This window comes from Limnobacter olei (assembly GCF_029087225.1).
In the GTDB taxonomy this organism is placed as follows: Bacteria; Pseudomonadota; Gammaproteobacteria; order Burkholderiales; family Burkholderiaceae_B; genus Limnobacter; species Limnobacter olei.
Genome location: NZ_JARFJD010000029.1, coordinates 41,085 through 61,442, shown reverse-complemented (window position 1 = coordinate 61,442; position 20,358 = coordinate 41,085). Strand labels below are relative to the sequence as shown.

Here is a 20,358-nt window from a genome sequence, read left to right as displayed (position 1 = left end):
CGGAACCCAAGCCGATCGGGCGATTAAGAAAGAAGCTGCGGGACAGCTGAGCCCAAGCCAAGTGGGCGATTAAGAAAGCTGCGGGACAGCTGAACCCAAGCCGATTGAGCTGTTAAACAGCGTGCATTCAGGCCCCTCGCTTGGGCAGCATCAATTCACTCGCCGCAATTTTCTCGGGCTGAAACCTGTTCACCGGTACATCCAGTTCATAGCCAATCGCCACACCGCACAGCAGGTTGTATTGCTTCGGAATATCGAAGTGCTTGTCCAAAGGCGAGCGGAATAGCCCCAGCGCACCTTGAGCGCAGGTCCCCAAACCTTCATTGGTGGCAGCCAACATCAGGCTTTGCAGAAAAATGCCGGCGTCCAGCGCACTGTAAATACCCACGCCCTCGTGAACAAACACAAATGCAGCCGCGGGGGCCCCAAACATGCGGAAGTTTTCGGCCATGGCCTGGTCGCGGGCTTTCAAGTCGTTTCGGGCTACACCCAATACACCGTACAAGCCTTTGCCACACTCCACCCGGCGAGCCTGCAAATCCTTGGGGTAGTTCACCACAGGTTTTACATCGCCATCGGGAATGCCTTTGCTGCGGGTCAACAGCCCTTTGATTTGCGCCAGCTTGCCGCCGCGTTGCAATTTGATGGTCTCTTGAAATCTTGAATACAGCTCGGTGCGCAAACTTTCCAGCACGTCGCCAGTGGCCAGGGCGATTCGGTAAGGGTGCGTATTGGACCAACTCGGTGACAGTGCAGCCTGTGAAAGTAGGCGTTCAAGCACCTCTTCGGGCACGGGTTTGGGGTCAAAAGCACGCACACTGTGGCGCTGTTTCAATGTGTCAAGAAATTCCATTTTTCCTTGCTCTGTGTAATAGTTGGCCCAGTTTAGAGTATTTCTTACTAGCCAACAGGCCCGGCTCGCCACTATTCTCTCAACTGACAATACAAAAAGTCACATGAACGGTCAAACCACGGGGACAAAACAATGAACAATCCACACGTAGACGTACTGATTATCGGCGCCGGTCTGTCTGGCATTGGTGCAGCATGCCACATCAAGCAGAACTGCAAAGGCAAAAGCATCAAAATTCTGGAGCGTCGCAAAGCGATTGGAGGCACTTGGGACTTGTTCCGCTACCCCGGTATCCGGTCTGATTCCGACATGTTCACTCTGGGTTACAGCTTCAAGCCCTGGAAGGGCGAGAAGGTTTTGGCCAATGGCCAGGAAATTCGTGAGTATGTGACCGAAGCCGCCAAAGAACACGATGTAATCAAGGATATCCAGTTTGGTTTGAAGGTGACTGCTGCCAATTGGGATTCAGAAGCCAACCAGTGGACCGTGGAAGGCATCATCGAGGAAACTGGCGAGAAGCAGGTGTTCACCAGCAACTTCTTGCTGGGTTGCACCGGTTACTACAATTACGACAAGGGCTACAGCCCCGAATTTCCGGGTATCAAAAACTTCAAAGGTACTGTGGTACACCCACAGCAGTGGCCTGAAAACCTGGACTACTCCGGCAAGCGCGTGGTGGTCATTGGCAGTGGTGCAACCGCGATTACCCTGGTGCCAGCCATGGCCGACACAGCAAGCCATGTGACCATGTTGCAGCGTTCGCCCACTTACATTGCCTCCATCCCGTCAGTGGACCCAGTTTCCGTGGTGCTGAAAAAATTCATGCCCGACACCTGGGTGTACAACATCGGCCGTGCCCGCAACATTGGTTTGCAACGCCTGATCTTTAAGTTGAGCAAAGAACGCCCACAGGCGATCAAGCGTTTGCTGCTGGGGGCAACCCGTGCGCGCATGGGAAAAACCTTCGACATGAAGCACTTCACCCCCAGTTACAACCCTTGGGATCAGCGCCTGTGCGTGGTGCCCGACGGTGATTTGTTCAAGGTGCTGAAGAAAGGCAAAGCCGACATTGTGACTGACCACATTGATACCTTTGTCAGCAATGGCATCAAGCTGAAAAGTGGTCAGGTTCTTGAGGCCGACATCATCATCACTGCCACCGGCCTTGACCTGCAAATTCTGGGTGGCCTGACTGCACACGTGGACGGCAAGCCCGTGAACGTGGGCGAAGTGATGAGCTACAAGGGGGTGATGATGAGCAGCATCCCCAACTTCGCGATGGTGTTTGGTTATACCAATGCCTCGTGGACCTTGAAGGCGGATTTGGCCGCGGAATTTGTTTGCCGTGTCCTGAATCACATGGACAAGCATGGTTATAACCGTGTGGTGCCCAACGCCGAAGGCGTTGAGGCCGATGACACCCCCATGTTTGACCTGGAAGCCGGCTACATGAAACGTGCCGCAGATCGCCTGCCCAAGCAGGGTCCGGCTGCACCTTGGACTGTGGTGAACAACTACCTGGCCGATCGCCCGGTGTTGAAAAAAGGCAAGATTGAAGATGGCGTGTTGGAGTTTGCAAAAGCGGGCGCAGTAACAGGCAAAAAATCTTCAGGTCGTAAGTCACAGGCCAAGCAGGCGGCTTGATTGTTCACCTGATTGATCAAAGGGCTGCAGCAATGCAGCCCTTGTTGTTTGAATCAATTGAATCCGCTTCTGTATCCAAGCCGATTCAAACCACGGGTTGCGCGCACTGCGCGCTCACTGCGAAACTGAACCGCCTGTTCCATATTGCCATCGCTGAAATTGCCGCCCAATGGTGTGTCAAATCCGCCATTCAAACCGCGGCTGGCCCGCTGCGCACGCGCAGTGAGAAATTGCGCCACCTGTTCCTTGTCCACCTCGAATTCGCCGCCCAAGGGAGTTTCCAGGGTACCTGTGTCAAAGCTGTCCAGGCGACGGTTCAAGCCCAGCAGATCGTCTCGGCCGATAGTCAGCAATGCTTTTGCCAAAGGGAAATTGCCTTGGGCGCGAATGTCGTCGCGAAGTGTATTCACCGCGAGGATTTCCTCGCCGTTTACAAAGTAATCAATCGGGCGGGGCACTTCGGCAAAGCGTTCTGCGAAGGCGGGTTGGATAGGCGCAGCGCCAATACCCAAGGCAATTAACAGGCAAGTGTGTTTGAACATGAAGACCCCTGTGATGAATACGTTTTCATCATCTAGAGTGATACTTAGGTGATGATGTTGTCTATCGGGCTTACCCTTCGCTCGAAATAGGTATACCAGTCCATGGGTAAGCGCAATATCGCCTAAGATACCTGGCCAATCACCCTATTTATCAATTTTGTCCAACCCGATCGATCAAGACAGACAGCTCGAAGAACTGCCCTATGCATGGCGGCGTGTCGTGCTGTTTGCTGACAATATGGCGCAGGCCACCGTGGCTGATGCCATCGGCCGTAGTCCCAAGCAACAGCTTACGTGGATCGGCTTGGCTGCTTTGCCCTTGTTACTGCCTTTTGGCATTCCGGGGGTGGCCACAAGCCTTGGATACCTTACTTTTTTGCTGGGCGTGGGGTACGCCTTGGGGTTTGGTGTGCCCATTCCCAGAAAAATTGGTGAAAAGCGTTTGCCACCGAATGCGGCCCAGGTGCTTAAAAGGTTTTTGGGGGTATTTATCCGCCGGGTTGCGCCGCACAGCAAACCGCGCCTGTTCATCATGAGTCATCCGCGCATGCGCCCGGTGAATGGCTTGGTCTTGTCGTTCGCGGGCTTGTGCATGGCCGCACCTGTGCCTTTTGCCTCATTCGACAATGTGCTGCCGGCTGCGGCCATGGTGTGCATCACCTTTGGTTTACGGGTGCGCGATGGAAGGCTGGTGCTGGCGGGCTACGTGTTCACGGTGCTGGCGGCTTTGCTGGTGGTGCTGTTGTGGTGGGGTGGCTATGCTGTGTTTGTGTGGGTTTCAAAGCAACCATGGGCCAGCCAATGGCTGGGTTGGCTTTTTTCCTGACAAGGCGCAAGCCACACCGCGAAGTATCCCTTAAGTTCGTTAGAATCACAGGAATAACCTCAATCTGGAGCCCAACAGCACCATGACTACCAAACAAACGATTGATTTCTATTTCGACCTGACCAGCCCCTACAGCTATGTGGCCGCCGAGCAAATCGAGGAAATTGCTGCCGAAGGTAACCGCAGTGTGAATTACAAGCCGACCCTGTTGGGCTTCGTATTCAAAAGCACCGGCAACACCGCGCCCATGATGAACCCGGCCAAGGGCAAGTACTCCGCAAAAGACTTTGCACGCACTGCGCGCTTTCATGGTTTGAAAATCAATTGGCCCAAAAAATTCCCCATCAATGCCACCACTGGCTCACGTGCCATTTTGCAGGTGCTGAACACCCAGCCTGAAAAAGCGGGTGAACTGACCCGTGCCCTCTACAAAGCCTATTTTGTGGATGGGCAGGACATTACCGAAGATTCAACTGTGCAGGCGGTGGCCGATTCCATCGGACTGGATGGTGCAGCCTTGATTGCAGGTGCCCAAACGGATGCGGTGAAGGAGCAAATGAAAAACGCGGTGCAGGAATCCATCGACGCCGGCATGTTTGGCGCACCGTACTTTGTGGTGGATGGTGAAGCCTTCTGGGGTCAGGATCGCATGGAACAATTGCGTCGCTGGGTTGTGCAGGGGCCTTTCTGAACATGGCCGTTCTTGATTCCAACAATGTTAAAAACCGCCCCGACTTTGCTGTCAATTCAGCAGCGCTTAAAAAACTGGTCGACGAGTTAAAGGCCAACCTGGCCGTGGTGGCACAAGGCGGTGGCAAAGTGGCCAATGAACGGCACACAGCGCGTGGCAAGCTGCTGCCCCGCGAACGTGTGGCTGGTTTGCTCGACCCTGGTTCACCCTTTCTGGAACTGGCACCCCTGGCTGCATGGGGCATGTACGGTGGTGCTGCGCCGGGTGCTGGTGCAATTGCAGGCATTGGTCGCGTCAGCGGTGTGGATTGCATGATTGTGTGCAACGACGCCACGGTAAAAGGCGGCACCTATTACCCCTTGAGCGTGAAGAAACACCTGCGCGCGCAAGAAGTAGCGGCTGAAAACAATTTGCCCTGTATTTACCTGGTCGACTCTGGCGGGGCCAACCTGCCCAATCAAGACGAAGTGTTTCCAGACCGCGATCACTTCGGACGAATTTTTTTCAACCAAGCCAATATGAGCGCGCAAGGCATTGCGCAAATTGCGGTGGTCATGGGCAGCTGTACCGCCGGTGGTGCGTACGTGCCCGCCATGAGCGATGAAGCCATCATCGTGAAAAACCAGGCCACGATTTTTCTGGGTGGTCCACCCTTGGTGCAAGCCGCCACGGGCGAAATTGTCAGTGCCGAAGAGTTGGGTGGAGCCGACGTGCACACCCGGCTTTCTGGCGTGGCCGACCATTTGGCTGAAAACGACCAACATGCACTCGAAATTGCCCGCCGCATTGTGGCCAATTTGGGTCGACCCGAGAAACGCTACCCATGGGCTTTGACGGAATCCAAAGAGCCCCTGTACAGCGCCGAGGAAATTTACGGCATTGTGCCCACCGATGCGAAAAAACCATTCGATGTGCGTGACATCATTGCCCGCTTGGTCGATGGCAGCGAATTCGATGAATTCAAAGCCCGCTTTGGCAATACGCTGGTGTGTGGATTTGCGCGCCTGTATGGCATGCCGGTCGGCATTGTGGCCAACAACGGCATTTTGTTTTCCGAGTCAGCCCAGAAAGGCGCTCACTTCATTGAGCTGTGTTGCCAACGCAAGATCCCCTTGGTGTTTTTGCAAAACATCACCGGTTTCATGGTGGGCAAGAAAGTAGAAAACGAAGGCATTGCACGCCATGGCGCGAAAATGGTCATGGCAGTGGCCTGTGCAAAGGTGCCCAAATTCACAGTGGTGATTGGTGGCTCCTTCGGTGCCGGCAACTACGGCATGTGCGGTCGTGCCTACAGCCCGCGTTTCATGTGGATGTGGCCCAATGCCCGAATTAGCGTGATGGGCGGCGAACAGGCTGCTGGCGTGTTGGCCACCGTGAAGCGAAACCAGATTGAGGCCAAAGGCGGCACCTGGAGCAAGGAAGAAGAAGCCGAATTCAAAGCCCCTACACTCAAGCAATTCGATGAACAAAGTCAGCCGTATTACGCCACTGCAAGGCTTTGGGACGATGGCCTGATTGACCCCGCAGACACCCGCCGTATTTTGGGCATGGCCATTTCAGCCAGCTTGAATGCCGAAATTCCGGATACGAAGTTCGGCGTTTACAGAATGTAAATACGCACAAGAATAAAAACGGAGACCTTGAGATGACAGAGCAATCAAATGAAAAGCCCGTGATTGAAACCCGAAAGGGTAAATCCGTGTGGCTGATGCTGAACCGCCCGCACATTAAAAACGCCATGAACGGCGAAATGATTGCCATGCTGGTCGAGGCTTTCCAGCGTTTGGGCAATGACCCTGACACACGCGCGATTGTGCTGGCTGCAAATAGTGATGCATTTTGTTCGGGCGCCGACTTAAGCTACATGATGCAAATGGCGCAGCAGGCGGCCAGCAACAAAACCAGCGGCATCACACTTACCAGCCTGTTTCGCGGCATTGCCGAATGCCCCAAGCCCGTGGTGGCGCGTGTGCACGGCTTGTGCCTGGCAGGTGCCACTGGCCTGGTCAGTGCCAGCGACATTATTGTGGCCAGCAACAATGTGAAATTCAGCTTGCCGGAAGTCAAGCGTGGTTTGATACCCGCCACCATCAGCCCCTATGTGGTTCAAGCCATGGGTGTGCAGGCTGCGCGCCGCTATTTCATCACTGGCGAAACATTCACGGCTGAGAAAGCGTACGAGTTGGGCATGGTGCATGAACTGACCACGCCCGACACACTGGATGCGAAGCTGGAATCGATTCTTGCCGAGCTGGACAGTTGCGCCCCCGATGCCATGGCGGCGTGCAAAAAACTCGTTCGCGATGTGTCACGCATGGACATCACCGCCGATGAAACACACGCCGATGTGGCTGCACGACTAGCTGAAGTGCGCGGCAGTGCCGAAGCTGCCGAAGGCATGATGGCTTTCATGGAAAAACGCAAACCGAAGTGGGTTGGCTAAAAAGGTTATTCACACAATGTTCACCAAAATACTGATTGCCAACCGTGGCGAAATAGCCCGCCGAATTAACCGCACCGCGCAAGCCATGGGTATTCAAACCGTGGCGGTGTATTCCACGGCTGACGCACAGGCCCTGCATGTGCAGGAATGCAATGAAGCGGTGTGCCTTGGCGAGCCCGAGGCTGCGCAAAGCTACCTGAATATCGACAAAGTGATTGCAGCAGCCCGGCAAACCGGCGCGCAGGCCATTCACCCTGGCTACGGTTTTCTGTCCGAGAATGCCGCCTTCGCGCAGGCTTGTGCCGACGCACACATCACCTTCATTGGCCCCGGTGTGCAAGCCATTCGCATCATGGGCAGCAAAAGCGCGGCCAAGGCCTGCGTGCAACCAGCGGGTGTACCGCTCATTCCTGGTTACTTTGGCGCAGACCAATCGCTCGCTACCTTGCAGGCTGAAGCTGAGCGAATCGGTTTTCCGCTGATGATCAAGGCGGTGGCCGGCGGTGGTGGCAAGGGCATTCGAATTGTCAGTAACGCAGGCGACTTGCAAGCCGCACTTGAAAGTTGCCAGCGCGAGGCCAAAAACGCATTTGGCGATGCCACCGTGATGCTCGAAAAACAGATTATCCAGCCTCGCCATGTGGAAGTGCAGGTGTTTGCCGACACCCACGGCAATGTAGTGCATCTGTTTGAACGTGATTGCTCGGCACAGCGTCGCCACCAAAAAGTGATTGAGGAAGCACCTGCATTCGGGCTCACCGAGCAACAGCGTGAAGCCTTTGGGCGCACAGCGGTGCAAGTGGCCAAGGCTGTGAATTATGTGGGCGCTGGCACGGTGGAGTTTTTGCTGGACGCGCGCGGCGAATTCTATTTCATGGAAATGAACACCCGCTTGCAGGTGGAGCACCCGGTGACTGAAATGATCACCGGTTTCGATCTGGTTCAATGGCAAATTGAAATCGCGGCAGGTTTGCCCTTGCCAGCGACCCAGGAAACCATTCACATTGACGGCCATGCGTTTGAAGCGCGCCTGTATGCCGAAAACCCGGAGCAGGGGTTTTTGCCTGCCATTGGTACCGTTGAATTGTGGGAAGCACCCGATGCAATCGAGTTTCGCACCGGTACGCACGCAGGCCGAACAGCTGGAATTCGTCTGGACTCCTCCATGCGCTCTGGCTTGGCCGTATCGCCTTATTACGACCCCATGGTAGGCAAACTGATTACTTGGGCACCCACACGCGATGCGGCATTAAAAAAACTGGCTGACGCATTGGCGCAGCTGCGCTGTGTCGGCGTAAAAAACAACCTGGCCTGGTTGCGCGGGCTCTGCCTGCATCCGGAATTTGCATCGGGTGGTTACGACACGGGTTTGATTGATCGAATGGCCATGGGTACTGATCCATCCACCCCCATGGACACCCTCACGCTGCAGGCCTTGGCGGGCCTTGCCCGTTGGGCTTTGCACCAGCACCCGCACAACAGAAACAGCAAAGATCCGTTGGCCATGCTGGATGGTTTTTATTCCAGTTCGCCCCCTTTGCGGGAAGACCGCTGGTTGAGCCGTGACACATCGCTGGCCACCCACACTCATGTCGCGGTGTGCGGGCAGCAAGTCAGCATTCAAAGTGCTGGGGCCGCATTGCACGTCACGCTTTCAGCAGTGTCATCCCGCGGTGAGCTACCGCGCGTTCAGGGGCACATTCAGTCGGGTGCCCATGCCGGCAGTGCGTTTGATTTGATTTGGCATGGCGACAATCTGAATGTGCATGTGGGCGCAGAGCAAACCAATCTGCAATGGCAAAACCCGGCGCACATTCGCGCTGACCAAGGGCATGACGCCCATGGTGTGGCGGCACCCATGCCAGGCAAGGTATTCGCGGTATTCGTGAAAGTGGGCGACAGGGTGAAAAAAGGTCAGCCTTTGATTGGCCTGGAGGCCATGAAAATGGAGCACACCCTGAACTCGCCCTGCGATGGTGTGGTGCAGGCCATTCCACACCCGGTGGGTGACCAGGTGATCGAGGGCACCGAGCTTATTCATTTTTCAGAAGACGACATAGCAAAATGAGCATGATCAAACTTCCTTCGCAGGTGACTCTGGTTGAGGTTGGCCCACGCGATGGCCTTCAGAACGAGAAAACGCCCATTTCCACCGCCATCAAGGTGGAACTGTGCAAGCAGTTGATCGAGGCGGGAATTCACAGGCTAGAGGCTGCAGCATTTGTGTCGCCCAAGTGGGTACCACAAATGGCCGATGGCGCGGATGTGTTGGCTGGCCTTCGAGCCCTTCCCGATATACAGGAGCATACAGTGTCGTACTCGGCCCTGGTGCCCAACCTCAAGGGCATGGAAGCTGCGATTGAAGCCGGCGTGCAAGAGGCCGTGGTCTTCACAGCTGCCTCGGAAGCATTCACGCAAAAAAATATCAATTGCACCATTGCAGAAAGCATTGAGCGCTTTAAACCTGTGGCCGAACTGGCCCGAGCCCACAACATTCACTTGCGCGGCTCCATTTCATGTGCGCTGGGTTGCCCCTACCAAGGTGAGGTGCCGGTGCAAAGTGCTGCAGAGGTGGCCTTGCGTTTACGTGACATCGGCGTGCAGGAATTTGACGTGGCTGACACCATTGGTGTGGGCACTGCCTTGCGGGTTAGCCAGGTGTTCGAGGCGGTGGGTTACAGCGTGGGTTTGCACAATGTGGCAGGTCACTTTCACGACACCTATGGGCAAGCTCTGGCCAATATTCTGGCCGCCTTGCAGTTGGGTGTGTCTACCTTCCACAGTTCGATTGCCGGCCTGGGCGGTTGCCCTTATGCCAAAGGCGCAACTGGTAACGTGGCCACCGAGGATGTGGTTTACCTGTTGCAGGGCATGGGCATTGAAACCGGTCTGAACTTGACCAAACTGGTGCAAACTGGCGCGTGGATTTCGGGCAGCATTGGCAAGCCTTACACCAGCCGTGCTGGCCGTGCGGTGTGGAATAAATTGAATGCGGAAACAAGTGCTTGAATGCTCGGGGAAGTGACCCCCAGAATCATCTAATTGCCCTGCTTATTTTCTACGAATTCTAGGAATGGCCATGAACACTGCCACACCTTGTTCAAGGCTGTTGCGCCCAGTGAAAAGCTCGATTCGAATGGCTTTGGCCCGAATTTTCATGTGCGCCAAACCACGTCCGCGCCCCAGTGTGTTCTGGGGCATGCCCACACCGTTGTCGCTGATGTTCAGCAACACTTTGTCGTTGGCCTCATCCCATCGCACACTCAATTCAATCTTGCTGGCTTTGGCATGTTTGAGGCTGTTGGCAAAAATTTCCTGCACGATTCGCAGCAAGTCGAACAAGTCGCGAGAGCTGTAGCCCTCCAGTTTTGGAATGTCAGCCACACTCCATAATAGCGTTACACCGCTGGCTTTCAAGCGGCGTTCATAGCGCCACCGGAAATTACCCAACAGCGCCAGCAGGTCGTCGCTTTGTGGGTCGAGTGAATCAATCGCCATGCGCAAATCGTCCAGGCATTCCTGCAACACATCGCGCATTTCATCCTGGCTCAAGGGCTTGGTTTCGCTCAGGTTCAGGGCCGATACCAAACTGGAACCCACCCCATCGTGAATGTCTTGCATAATGCGTCGTCGTTCATCGTCCTGGGCACGTTGCTGCTCAATTTTGCGCAGCAAATTGAATTGGCGAAACAGCTGCTGTTCGCGAATCGCCAACTCGGAGTTCAGCGAATCGTTGGACGTTTTCAGTTCTTGCAACAAGGCGCGGTAGCGCCTGAAAATAACCCAGCAAGCCGACACAAACAACAAAATGCCGGTGTACTGCGAAAGCAGAATGGATTCAATCGGCAGCAGGTTCAGCATGGTGGCCAAATCACGAATGCTGAGCAAAACAAACAACAGCGAACTGCAACCCAGTATGGCGCCTTCAAAGTTGCGCGTACGCCAGGAATGGCTCAGCAGCAGCACGTTGAGCGCAAACACCACCGGAATTACCGGTAACAGCAGCCAGAATGTGAAATTCAGGATTTGTTCGCTGCCTGCCACAAAGGTGATTAGCGACACTGCCACTGCATAAGCCAGCAGGCCCTTCGGAATCCAGGTCCAGCCCAGGTTCATGTAGCGGATCAGGAACAACCCATACAGGCAGGCGAACCACGCATGCAGGCTGTGGACCAACTGGCCCCACTGCGCGTGGGGCAGGGGAATCCAGTCCATGAAATAGCCAGTGTTGCGAATGGCAAAAATTATCACGGCAAGGCTGAAGAAAAAGAACCCTTCCTGTTCCCGAAATACCCGTGCAAACAACAGCAACAACACACCACTGGCAAATGCCACCAGGGTGGCCAGCATCGACCCGGTCACTTGCCAGCGGTACGACGATTCGTACATGGGTTCAAGTGCGCTGTTGGACCCCAGCCACACCCTTCCCAGTCCACTTCGGTAGTTTTTGTAACCCGCCACCTGAATCAGCAAGGTGTTGTTACCGGGGGCAAGCAGGTCGGGCGAAAACTGGAACAGGTAGGGGTAATTCCAGTGTCGGGTAATGTTGCCTTCCAGGGAGCCCAGTCCGCCAATCCAGTGACCGTTCAAATACGCATGGGCATTCATGATGGCCCTTGGCACGAACACCGCGTTGGGTACCGGTTTGTCGGGGTCCAGGCGAAAATCGATTTGATACCAGCCCTGGCCTTCAAATGAAGGTTGTGTCGTGTCCCAGGAATCGGGAAGTACCACGGTTTTTTTTGCGTTCAGCGACAACACATCACCGGCGCTCAAGGTGGGGTCATTGGAGAAAAGTACCTTGGCCTGCTGAAACAAATAGGCTTGCTGGTGTGAATTCTTGTCACCCAGGGCGGGCAGTGGGGCTTTGAATGTACCCAACAACGCCACAACCAGTGTCGCCACAAAAAGAAGCAGGAAACGCCCAATAAAAAGGCGGTCAGCGGGAGTCAGGCTCAAAGGTCAAGCAGCCCCAGAAGGGTGGCTTCATACACCGCTTCAGACCTGCTGTGCACGTGCAGTTTTTTGTAAATGCGCTTCACGTGAGTCGCCACTGTGTGGGTTGAAATACCCATTTGCGCTGCAATTTCCTGCGCTGTAAAACCACGGGCCACTTGTTGAATCACCTTCAATTCCCGGTCGGTAATGCTGCATGCTTTTTGCGATTCATCTTGATCGGCCTTGTTTTGAGCACAATCGGCATCGACAGGGCGCGGCATTTGCATTTTTGACAGCAACTGGCGTGCAATCAATGGGCTAATGGGCGAACCGCCGTTGGCCACTTCCAGAATGTGTTCAATCAATTCTTCGTTGGAATAGTCTTTCAGCAGGTAGCCGCTTGCGCCGGCTTCCAAGCTTCTCACCACATGGTCTTCATCACCAAATGCAGTAATCACCAGGCACTCTGTTTCGGGTTTGTGTTTGCTAAGCCACTCAATCACCTCAATGCCTGATGAATCGGGCAAACCCAAATCGATCAGCGCAACTTTCGGGTTGGTCATGAACAACAGGGAGTAGGCGTCTTGAACAGTGCTGGCCACGCCGAGCAATGTCATGTGAGGGGAGGAGTCAATCACGCGGGTCAGGTGGTCTTGCGTGGCGGGTTCATCCTCGACCAAGATCACACCGACTGGCTTGGCTTCAATGTGATCAAGATCTCGCGCGTTCATGATTTGCCGGTTTAGGTATCCAAGGGTAATTTGAGCAGAAAACGGGTGCCTTGCCCAGCTTCAGCGTGAATATCGATGCTGCCGCCCAAAGCGCTCGCACGCTGTTTCAGGTTTTTTAAACCCCTGCCGTGCTGGCTTCTCTCCAGTACAAATCCTACGCCGTTGTCTTGAATATGAACACCCACATATTTTGGTCCCCTTGAAACATGCAGGCTTACTTCGCTGGCGTTGGCGTGTTTTAAAATATTCGTAAAAATTTCCTGAACAATGCGCAGAACATGCAGGCAGTTGCGTGCATCCAGGTAGGGAATGGGGGGTATGTCTTCATCAATCACCCAATGCAGCCGAATGCCCGCACTGCGCATGTTGTCAGCGATACGGTAACGGAATGCGCCCAGCAAGGTAGTTAGGTCCTGTTCAATCGGTTCGAGCGAGTCGATGGTCAGCTGCAAATCCCGCAAGCCCGATTCAAGCAGGTTCAATGTGTTCTTGCGATTGAAGTTGGAGGATTGAAGGTGGTGAATTGCGGCCACGAGGTGGGCTCCCAAGCCATCGTGCATGTCGGCCATCAAACGTTGGCGCTCTGCCATTTTCACCTTGTCTTCATCAATTTTTTGCAAGCGCTGGTACTGCGCTGCCAGTTCGGCCTCCCGCTCCAGCAGGCGATTTTGAAGTGTTTCATTGAAACGATCCGACTCAGCCAGCAAACCGCTGTATCGGTCGATCAAAAAGTAGCTCATGGCCAGAAACATGGCAATACCCATGTACTGGTTCAAAAAATAACCGTCGAAGGGCAAAATGCCTGCGAGAAAAAGCAGATCAGACACACTCAAGGCCATGTAACACAGCAAGCCGAATCCGAAGGCGTGCGGTGCCAGCGACTGCTTGCTGTTGCCATAGCGCATCAGTTGCAACACATTCCAGCTGTACATGCACAAGCCAAGAATGCCGTAGTAGCCCACCAGGCGCAGTGCCCAGTTTTCATTGATCATCAGCAGCACCGGAAAGCTTGCTGTGTAGGCACCCCATATTTTCCATTCAAGCCTGTGTTTGGGAACACGGCAATACAAAAGGATCAACAGCACAATCACACTGGCGAACACCAGCAAGCCGCCTTGGGTAATTTGTATCCACAGCCCATGTTCAACGGGTGGTACTGTGGTCAAAAATGCCAGGTTTCGAATGCCCCACAAAAAACAGGTGGCAGCCAGCAACATTAGCAGGCCGCTGCGTGTTTTGCCCATCCCAATCAGAATGGTTAACACAATGCCTGCGCCCAACACAAAGGCTGTGCTCAGGTAAACCGAGGTCACTTGTACCTCGTAACGCGAACGGTAGGCCTCGCGCAGGTTTTCATCCGAGCCCAGCCAAATTGAAGACAAGCCCGCCAAGTAGTCGGGAAAGGCCCGCACTTGAATAGCCAGTGTGTTTTTGCCGGGCCGCAAAACCCGGGTACTCAGGTTCAAAATTTGGGGGCGATTCCAGTTGCGCTCTGCATACGCGCCTGTCATAGGGCCAAAGTAACCGATTCGCTCGCCATTCAGGTACACCTCCGCATTCATGGCAAAGCGTGGAATGTAGAGTGCCTCGATGCGGCTCTCCGGCAGCACGGTGAAATCCATTTCATACCAGTAAAAGCCGCCCGGGCCTCGCAACTTGTTGTCGATTCGGTGGGGCAATAGCACCACCGTGGCTGTTGCCAGGTGCGCAGGCGGCTCGGTTTGGTAATCAGTGTGTGCCGCAAAGCGCGCCATACCTAATTCAATGGCGCCTGGATCTGAGGGGGTGGCTTTGGCGATTTCGTAAAAAAGCAGGGCAGCACCGCTTAATGCGATACACACGGCCAACACATAAAACAGGCCAAGTCGTCTTGCCCAGCTTGACGCGGGCTTCAGTTGGGCACCTGGCATTGTTTTAGCAGTCTTTTAAATTGATCAATCCCAAGGCATTGGCGCGGTGAACTGCGCTGGTGCGGGAATTCACTGCAAGTTTTTTGTAAATTCGTTTGATGTAGGTGCTGATGGTGTTGATGGACACGCCGAGAATATCGGCAATTTCAGCTTGCATAAATCCCTTGGCCACCATTTCCAGCACCTGTTGCTCCCGTTCCGACAAAGGTGTGAATTCCTGATTCGCCGATGTTTTGCTGGTGGGGAGTTGATCGGGTGTGGGCACCCCGCGAAACCGGTTCAGCAATCGCCGGGCAATCACAGGGCTTATTGGGGAGCCACCAGCGCGCAGTTGTTTCAATCGATCAAGAATGTCGGCAGTGCGTGTGTCTTTCGTGAGGTAGCCCGTAGCCCCTGCCTCGATGCTTGAGATCACATGTGATTCATCACCAAACACGGTCAATACCATGCTCTCGCAACCAGGCATGTGTTGGTGAATGTGGGCAATCAGCTCCAACCCACTGCCATCGGGCAGGCCGAGGTCAACCAGCACCACTTCAGGTTGCAGCTCTCCAACCACAGCGAGAGCGTCTTTCAAAGTGTAGGCCTGCCCAACCAGATTCAGTTCAGGGTGGGTTTCAATGGCCAGGCGCAGCGCTTGCTGAATGCGGTCGTCGTCGTCCACCAGCATCACGCGAATGGTGTTTTGTCCAACTTCTGTTCTGCTTTGTATGTTCATTGGATCAGTTGGTTGACTTCAATAATCGGCATCATCACCGCCAGTACAATCAATAACACAATAAGGCCCATCACCAAAATAAGTATGGGTTCCATCAAGCTGGTGAGCCACATCGCTTTGCGTTCCACCTCGGTGCGCTGGCTGTCTGAGGCACGTTCCAACATGGCAGCCAGTTGCCCTGTGGCTTCGCCGCTGGCCACAAGATGAGTCAGCACCGGCGGAAACAAACCGCTTTTTCCCATGGCTTTGCTCAAACCACTGCCTTCTTTTACGCGCTCCTGAACATCCACCATGGCCAGTTGCAAGGCACTGTTACCCAATGTGCGGTTTGCGGCGGCCAAGGCCTTCAAAATTGGAACGCCGCTGCCCACCAATATCGAGAGTGTCGAGGCCAAGCGTGCTGTGTTCACTGCGCGAATGAATGGGCCCACTACCGGAATGGTCAACACGAATTCATCGAATTTCAATTTGAATGCTTTGTTTTTCAGCGCATTGCGAAACAGGTAAATCGCCACCGCCAGCGCCAATGCCATTAACCATCCCCAGTCGCGAAGCAGGTCTGACAAGGCAATCATCACCACCGTGAGTGTGGGCAACGCTTGGTTGTTGCTCTCAAACACTGACACCACTTGTGGTACCACATAGGTGAGCAAGCCGATCACCACCATCAACGCCACCACGGTCACAATGGCTGGGTAAATGAATGCCGCGCTTACCTTTTGCTGCAGGGCTTGGCGGGCTTCCAGCGCATCGGCCAGTTTGGACAATACGCCGCCCAAATCACCGGTGTTTTCACCAGCGGCCACAGTGGCCACGTACATCTCAGGAAAGGCTTTTGGATATTGCGCAAGCGCCTGGCTCAGCGGTGTGCCTGAAACCACTTCTGAGCGAATACTGTTGATTCGCTCCCGTATTAATGGTTTCTCAGCCTGCTCAACTAGCGCAGCCAAGGCTTGGGCCAGTGCCAGGCGGGCTTGCAGAAGGCTCGCCAGTTGCCTGGTTAACAGCACAACTTCGCGGTTACTCAACTCCCGGTCAAAGCGCCCAGCTTTCTTGCCGGTCATTTTCGCGCTGCCTACCTCCAGCACTTCAATCGGTGTCATGCCTTGCATGCGCATCTGGTTGCGTGCAGCTCGCGGGGAATCGGCCTCCATCGAGCCCTTCACTGTTTTGCCTTGGGCGTTTAATGCCTCGTATCGAAAAACTGCCATATTTGCCTAGTCTCTCGTTCAGTCTCTCGTGACTCGAAGCAGTTCTTCCAGCGTGGTGGTACCACTGGTCACCCAGCGTTGGCCGTCTTCCCGCATGTTCTTCATGCCCTTGGCCTGTGCGCGCTGGCGCATTTCGGCTTCCGAGTTTTCGTTGTGCACCATGGTGCGCAATTCATCGTCAATCGTAAACAGTTCGTATACACCGGTACGGCCTATGTAGCCTGTGTGGCCGCACTGGTCGCAGCCATTGGCATGCCAATGCGTGTCGCCGTGCTCATCCAGGGTGCTGGTTTTGCAATGTGGGCATAGGCGGCGTACCAGGCGCTGGGCCAATACACCCAAGAGGCTTGAGGACAACAAAAATGGTTCAACGCCCATGTCGACCAGGCGCGTCACAGCACTCACGGAATCGTTGGTGTGTAGGGTGGCCAAAACCAAGTGCCCCGTCAGCGACGCCTGCACCGCAATTTGTGCGGTTTCAAGGTCGCGGATTTCACCAATCATGATTACGTCTGGGTCTTGGCGCAAAATGGCGCGCAAGGCCTTGGCAAAAGTCATGTCGATTTTCGCGTTCACCGGGGTTTGGCTAATGCCAGGTAAATCGTATTCCACAGGGTCTTCCACGGTCATTACATTCGTAGTGGAAGAATCAATGCGCGACAATGCAGCGTACAGTGTGGTGGTCTTGCCCGACCCCGTTGGACCCGTCACCAAAATAATGCCATGTGGCATGTTGCACAGCCGGTCCATTTCCTTCAGGGTGTGCTCGGGCATGCCCAAGCGGCTCAGCTCAAGCCGGCCCGCTTCCTTGTCCAGCAAACGCAGCACCGCACGTTCGCCGTGGCCTGTGGGCAAGGTTGAAACACGCACATCCATGGGTTTGCCGCCAATGCGCAGGGTAATACGGCCGTCTTGCGGCAAACGTTTTTCTGCAATGTCCAGGCTGGCCATGATCTTGATGCGTGAAATCAGGGCCGAGTGCAATTCACGGCGGGGTTGCAACACATCGCGCAGTGTGCCATCCACTCGGAATCGCACCGCGGAGTGAGTCTCGAACGCCTCAATGTGAATATCTGATGCACCATCGCGGCTGGCCTGCGTCAGCAAGGCGTTGATCATTCGAATAATCGGTGCGTCGTCTTCGGTTTCCAGCAGGTCTTCAACCGCCGGAATATCTTGCATCAACTGGTCCAGGTCCAGGTCGCCTGCCACTTCATCGGCCACAGCCGCCGCGCTGGTTTCCTGGTTTGAGTAAGCCTGGTTGATTGTTTTTTCAAGTACCACGGCGTCTTCGCAAAACACCCAGTCAATGGGGCAGGGCGCAACGCGTTGCGCCTCGATTAGCGCGTGGCTGGGCGTACGCGGGCTGAATGCTAAGCGCCACAATTCACTTTGAGCATCCAGGCACAGCACCTGGTTTTGCCGGGCAAAACCGTAGTGCAGGCGGCCAACTGTTTGTGGGTTGAAGCGCAGTTCCATCAGGGCGTATTTCCTGAAGTTCGGCCGCGAATTATGCGACCGCCATTGGGACCTACCTCCGAATTGCTGCTGCTTTCGCCGGCGCGGGGAATCACCAGAATTCGGTTGCTTGGCGTCAGGTTGATTGGATCGCCATTGCTCTGGGCTGGTGCCACAGTGTTGGGGCGCGCCACATCAGCAGGGCGGCGGCTGGGCAGCACGGGTGCTTCCATATTGGGCAAGCCAAAGCGTCTCTCGGGCTGGTTTTCCTGTTGAAGCTGGCGCATGTAATCGTATCGGTTCGTTACAATGCTTTGGGCTTGGTCCTCGTTGCGAACTACCACGGGCCGCAAAAATACCATCAGGTTGGTTTTCTGGCGACGGCGGTTGTCATAGCGAAAGAACTGCCCCAGCACGGGCACGTCGCCCAAACCCGGCACCTTTTCCTCGTTGCCGGTGACCCGGTCTTCAACCAATCCACCCAGCACAATGATGTTGCCTGTTTCTACCAACACATTGCTTTCAATGGAGCGCTTGTTGGTAATAATGCCCGACACGTTGGTGCTGTCCACCACCGAGCTCACTTCCTGAAAAATACCCAATTTCACAATGCCGCCTTCAGACACCTGCGGCTTAACACGCAAGGTCAGGCCCACGTCTTGTCGTTCGATGGTCTGGAATGGGTTGACCGTGGCGCCGTTGCCACCGCTGTTGGTGAATTGCCCGGTAATGAAAGGCACGTTCTGGCCAATCACGATTTTGGCTTCTTCATTGTCCAGCGTCAGAATGTTTGGAGTAGATAGAATGTTGGCGTTGGCCTTGCTTTCCAGCGCACGGGCCAAAAAGCCGAGGTTGGAAATGGTACCAATGCCGGGAATGTTCACTTGCCCATCAATCACACCAATGTTCAGGCCGCGGCCCACAGAGCCCAGGTTGGTGGCTGCACCCAAGATATTGCTGCCAGAACCTGGATCGTTGAAGTTGGTGCCACCAATGACACGTACACCGTCAGCGCCCACGCCCGACAAGCCCTGAAATTGAATGCCAAACTCGGCAGCTTTGTCGGTAGACACTTCAACAATCAGTGACTCTACGAATACCTGCGCACGGCGTACATCCAGCTTTTCGATGATGGATCGCAGGTTGCGGTAAATGGGTTCGGGTGCGGTAATAATCAGCGAATTGGTGGAGGGATCGGCCTGCACAATGCCGCCGTTGTTCAAATCTACATTGCCCGAAGCGGCGCTCAATTGCCCGCTGGAGGTGCCACCACCCAGCGAAGACCCCAGGCTGCTGGAACCACCGAGACCAGCGCTGCCGTTGGTAACGTTGCGCGTGCTGTTGTTGGTGTTGGAGGTGTCACCTCCCAATCCACCAGCAACGCCGCCGCCGGACAGTGAGCTTAGACCGGACGAGCTGTTGTTGTCGGAAATCGGGCTGCTGCTGAGCACAGCCTGCAGCGTTTTCGCCAGCTTGGCGGCCTCGGCATTTTTCAGGTACACCACCCACACATTGCCGGGTTGTTTGGTGGGTTGGTCCAATTTTGCAATCAGGGCCTTCGCCAGGTTCAGGCGGGCTTTGCTCGGCGTGCGCAGCAACAGCGAGTTGGTGCGCGGGTCGGCCATCACAGACAATCGTTGACCCGCATCCACCGCGGCACCCGTGCCCCGGTTGCCTTCATCCAGCATGCGGCCCAGAATGGCGGCCAAATCCACGGCCAGGGCATGCTCAAGGGGCACCACTTCCAGGTCGCCAGAATATGGGCCATCAATGCTGGCAATAATGCGGGCGATTCGTTGCAGGTTGTCTGCGTAATCGGTGATCACCAAGGTGTTGTTGTTGGGGTAGGCAGCAATCGTGTTGTTGGGCGCAATCAAAGGGCGTAGCACTGGCACCAGTGCGGTGGCCGATTCATAGTTCAGCTGAAACACTTGCGTCACGATCGCATTGCCGCTTTGGTTCATGGCTTTGCGGGGGTCTACACTGTCGGCCTGCACTTTGGCATCGTTTTCAGGCAAAACGCGGGCTATGCCGCCGCTTTCAACAATCGTGAAACCTTGCAGGCGCAGGGCAGCCAACAGGGCATTCTTGGCATCGGCCGCGCTCAGGGGTTGGGGCGAAACCAGCGAAATCGTACCGCGCACGCGGGGGTCTACAACGAATGTTTGATTGGTAAACGAGCCAATTGCGCGCACCACGGCGTCAATGTCTGCATTCACAAAGTTCAATGCGAATTTGTCTTCCTGGCTGTTTTGCACCCGCGCTGTGCTTTGAAGGTTCAGGTTTTGTGCATGGCCTGCAACACCCAGTCCCAAGCCCATCGAAGCCAGTGCAATGCTCAAAAGCGAGCGTTTCATTTGTCCCATGCGTGCAGTGTTCAAGCTCACTGTTCC

General features: G+C 54.9%; 16 protein-coding genes. 7 read left to right on the top strand and 9 right to left on the bottom strand.

Going from position 1 to position 20,358, the window contains the following annotated elements; genetic code table 11:
• Positions 1-127: 127 nt before the first annotated feature.
• Positions 128-853 carry a nitroreductase gene (locus PY990_RS14380; protein ID WP_275272187.1) on the bottom strand — a complete coding sequence of 242 codons (726 nt, stop codon included), beginning with the start codon at positions 851-853 and terminating at the stop codon, positions 128-130.
• A 132-nt stretch (positions 854-985) separates the two neighbouring features.
• On the opposite strand from PY990_RS14380, the gene PY990_RS14375 reads away from it, so the two are divergent.
• Positions 986-2,497: a flavin-containing monooxygenase gene (locus PY990_RS14375; protein WP_105027574.1), complete on the top strand. Its 1,512-nt coding sequence runs from the start codon at positions 986-988 to the stop codon at positions 2,495-2,497.
• Positions 2,498-2,550: 53 nt separating this feature from the next.
• Here the strand turns inward: PY990_RS14375 and PY990_RS14370 are convergent, their stop codons facing one another.
• Complete coding sequence (locus PY990_RS14370) at positions 2,551-3,039, bottom strand: hypothetical protein (protein WP_275272186.1); 489 nt, start codon at positions 3,037-3,039, stop codon at positions 2,551-2,553.
• A gap of 157 nt (positions 3,040-3,196) precedes the next feature.
• On the opposite strand from PY990_RS14370, the gene PY990_RS14365 reads away from it, so the two are divergent.
• The 6 genes from PY990_RS14365 (at position 3,197) to PY990_RS14340 (ending at position 10,008) form a co-directional block, all read left to right on the top strand.
• The gene (locus PY990_RS14365; protein ID WP_105027570.1) at positions 3,197-3,865 is read left to right on the top strand and encodes an exopolysaccharide biosynthesis protein; all 669 of its coding nucleotides are present in this window, start codon (positions 3,197-3,199) and stop codon (positions 3,863-3,865) included.
• 82 nt (positions 3,866-3,947) lie between these two features.
• On the top strand, positions 3,948-4,556 hold the full coding sequence (locus tag PY990_RS14360) for a 2-hydroxychromene-2-carboxylate isomerase (RefSeq protein WP_275272185.1): 609 nt from the start codon (positions 3,948-3,950) through the stop codon (positions 4,554-4,556).
• A 2-nt stretch (positions 4,557-4,558) separates the two neighbouring features.
• Positions 4,559-6,169: a carboxyl transferase domain-containing protein gene (locus tag PY990_RS14355; protein WP_275272184.1), complete on the top strand. Its 1,611-nt coding sequence runs from the start codon at positions 4,559-4,561 to the stop codon at positions 6,167-6,169.
• A gap of 32 nt (positions 6,170-6,201) precedes the next feature.
• Positions 6,202-6,999, top strand: a complete 798-nt coding sequence (locus PY990_RS14350) for an enoyl-CoA hydratase-related protein (protein WP_275272183.1) — start codon at positions 6,202-6,204, stop codon at positions 6,997-6,999.
• A gap of 16 nt (positions 7,000-7,015) precedes the next feature.
• Complete coding sequence (locus tag PY990_RS14345; RefSeq protein WP_275272182.1) at positions 7,016-9,067, top strand: acetyl/propionyl/methylcrotonyl-CoA carboxylase subunit alpha; 2,052 nt, start codon at positions 7,016-7,018, stop codon at positions 9,065-9,067.
• Between the two features lie 5 nt (positions 9,068-9,072).
• Positions 9,073-10,008 (top strand): hydroxymethylglutaryl-CoA lyase, encoded by a 936-nt coding sequence (locus PY990_RS14340; RefSeq protein ID WP_413789545.1) that lies wholly within the window; start codon positions 9,073-9,075, stop codon positions 10,006-10,008.
• Positions 10,009-10,050: 42 nt separating this feature from the next.
• Here PY990_RS14340 and PY990_RS14335 read toward each other — a convergent pair whose 3' ends face one another.
• Genes PY990_RS14335 through gspD form a run of 7 tightly spaced genes read right to left on the bottom strand, consistent with a single transcriptional unit; the run spans position 10,051 to position 20,322 of the window.
• A complete protein-coding gene (locus PY990_RS14335) occupies positions 10,051-11,958 on the bottom strand; it encodes a sensor histidine kinase (protein ID WP_275272180.1) in 1,908 nt (635 codons plus the stop codon).
• Positions 11,955-12,668, bottom strand: coding sequence for a response regulator (locus PY990_RS14330; protein ID WP_105027563.1), 714 nt, complete (start codon positions 12,666-12,668; stop codon positions 11,955-11,957). Before PY990_RS14330 ends, PY990_RS14335 begins: the two co-directional genes overlap by 4 nt.
• A gap of 11 nt (positions 12,669-12,679) precedes the next feature.
• The gene (locus tag PY990_RS14325; RefSeq protein ID WP_275272179.1) at positions 12,680-14,578 is read right to left on the bottom strand and encodes a sensor histidine kinase; all 1,899 of its coding nucleotides are present in this window, start codon (positions 14,576-14,578) and stop codon (positions 12,680-12,682) included.
• 4 nt (positions 14,579-14,582) lie between these two features.
• Entirely contained in the window at positions 14,583-15,296 is a 714-nt protein-coding gene (locus tag PY990_RS14320; RefSeq protein WP_275272178.1) for a response regulator transcription factor, read from the bottom strand.
• Positions 15,293-16,507 (bottom strand): type II secretion system inner membrane protein GspF, encoded by a 1,215-nt coding sequence (gene gspF, locus PY990_RS14315; RefSeq protein ID WP_275272177.1) that lies wholly within the window; start codon positions 16,505-16,507, stop codon positions 15,293-15,295. Before gspF ends, PY990_RS14320 begins: the two co-directional genes overlap by 4 nt.
• An 18-nt stretch (positions 16,508-16,525) precedes the next feature.
• Entirely contained in the window at positions 16,526-17,986 is a 1,461-nt protein-coding gene (gene gspE / locus PY990_RS14310) for a type II secretion system ATPase GspE (protein WP_171101041.1), read from the bottom strand.
• A complete protein-coding gene (gene gspD / locus PY990_RS14305; protein ID WP_275272176.1) occupies positions 17,986-20,322 on the bottom strand; it encodes a type II secretion system secretin GspD in 2,337 nt (778 codons plus the stop codon). Before gspD ends, gspE begins: the two co-directional genes overlap by 1 nt.
• Positions 20,323-20,358 lie beyond the last annotated feature (36 nt).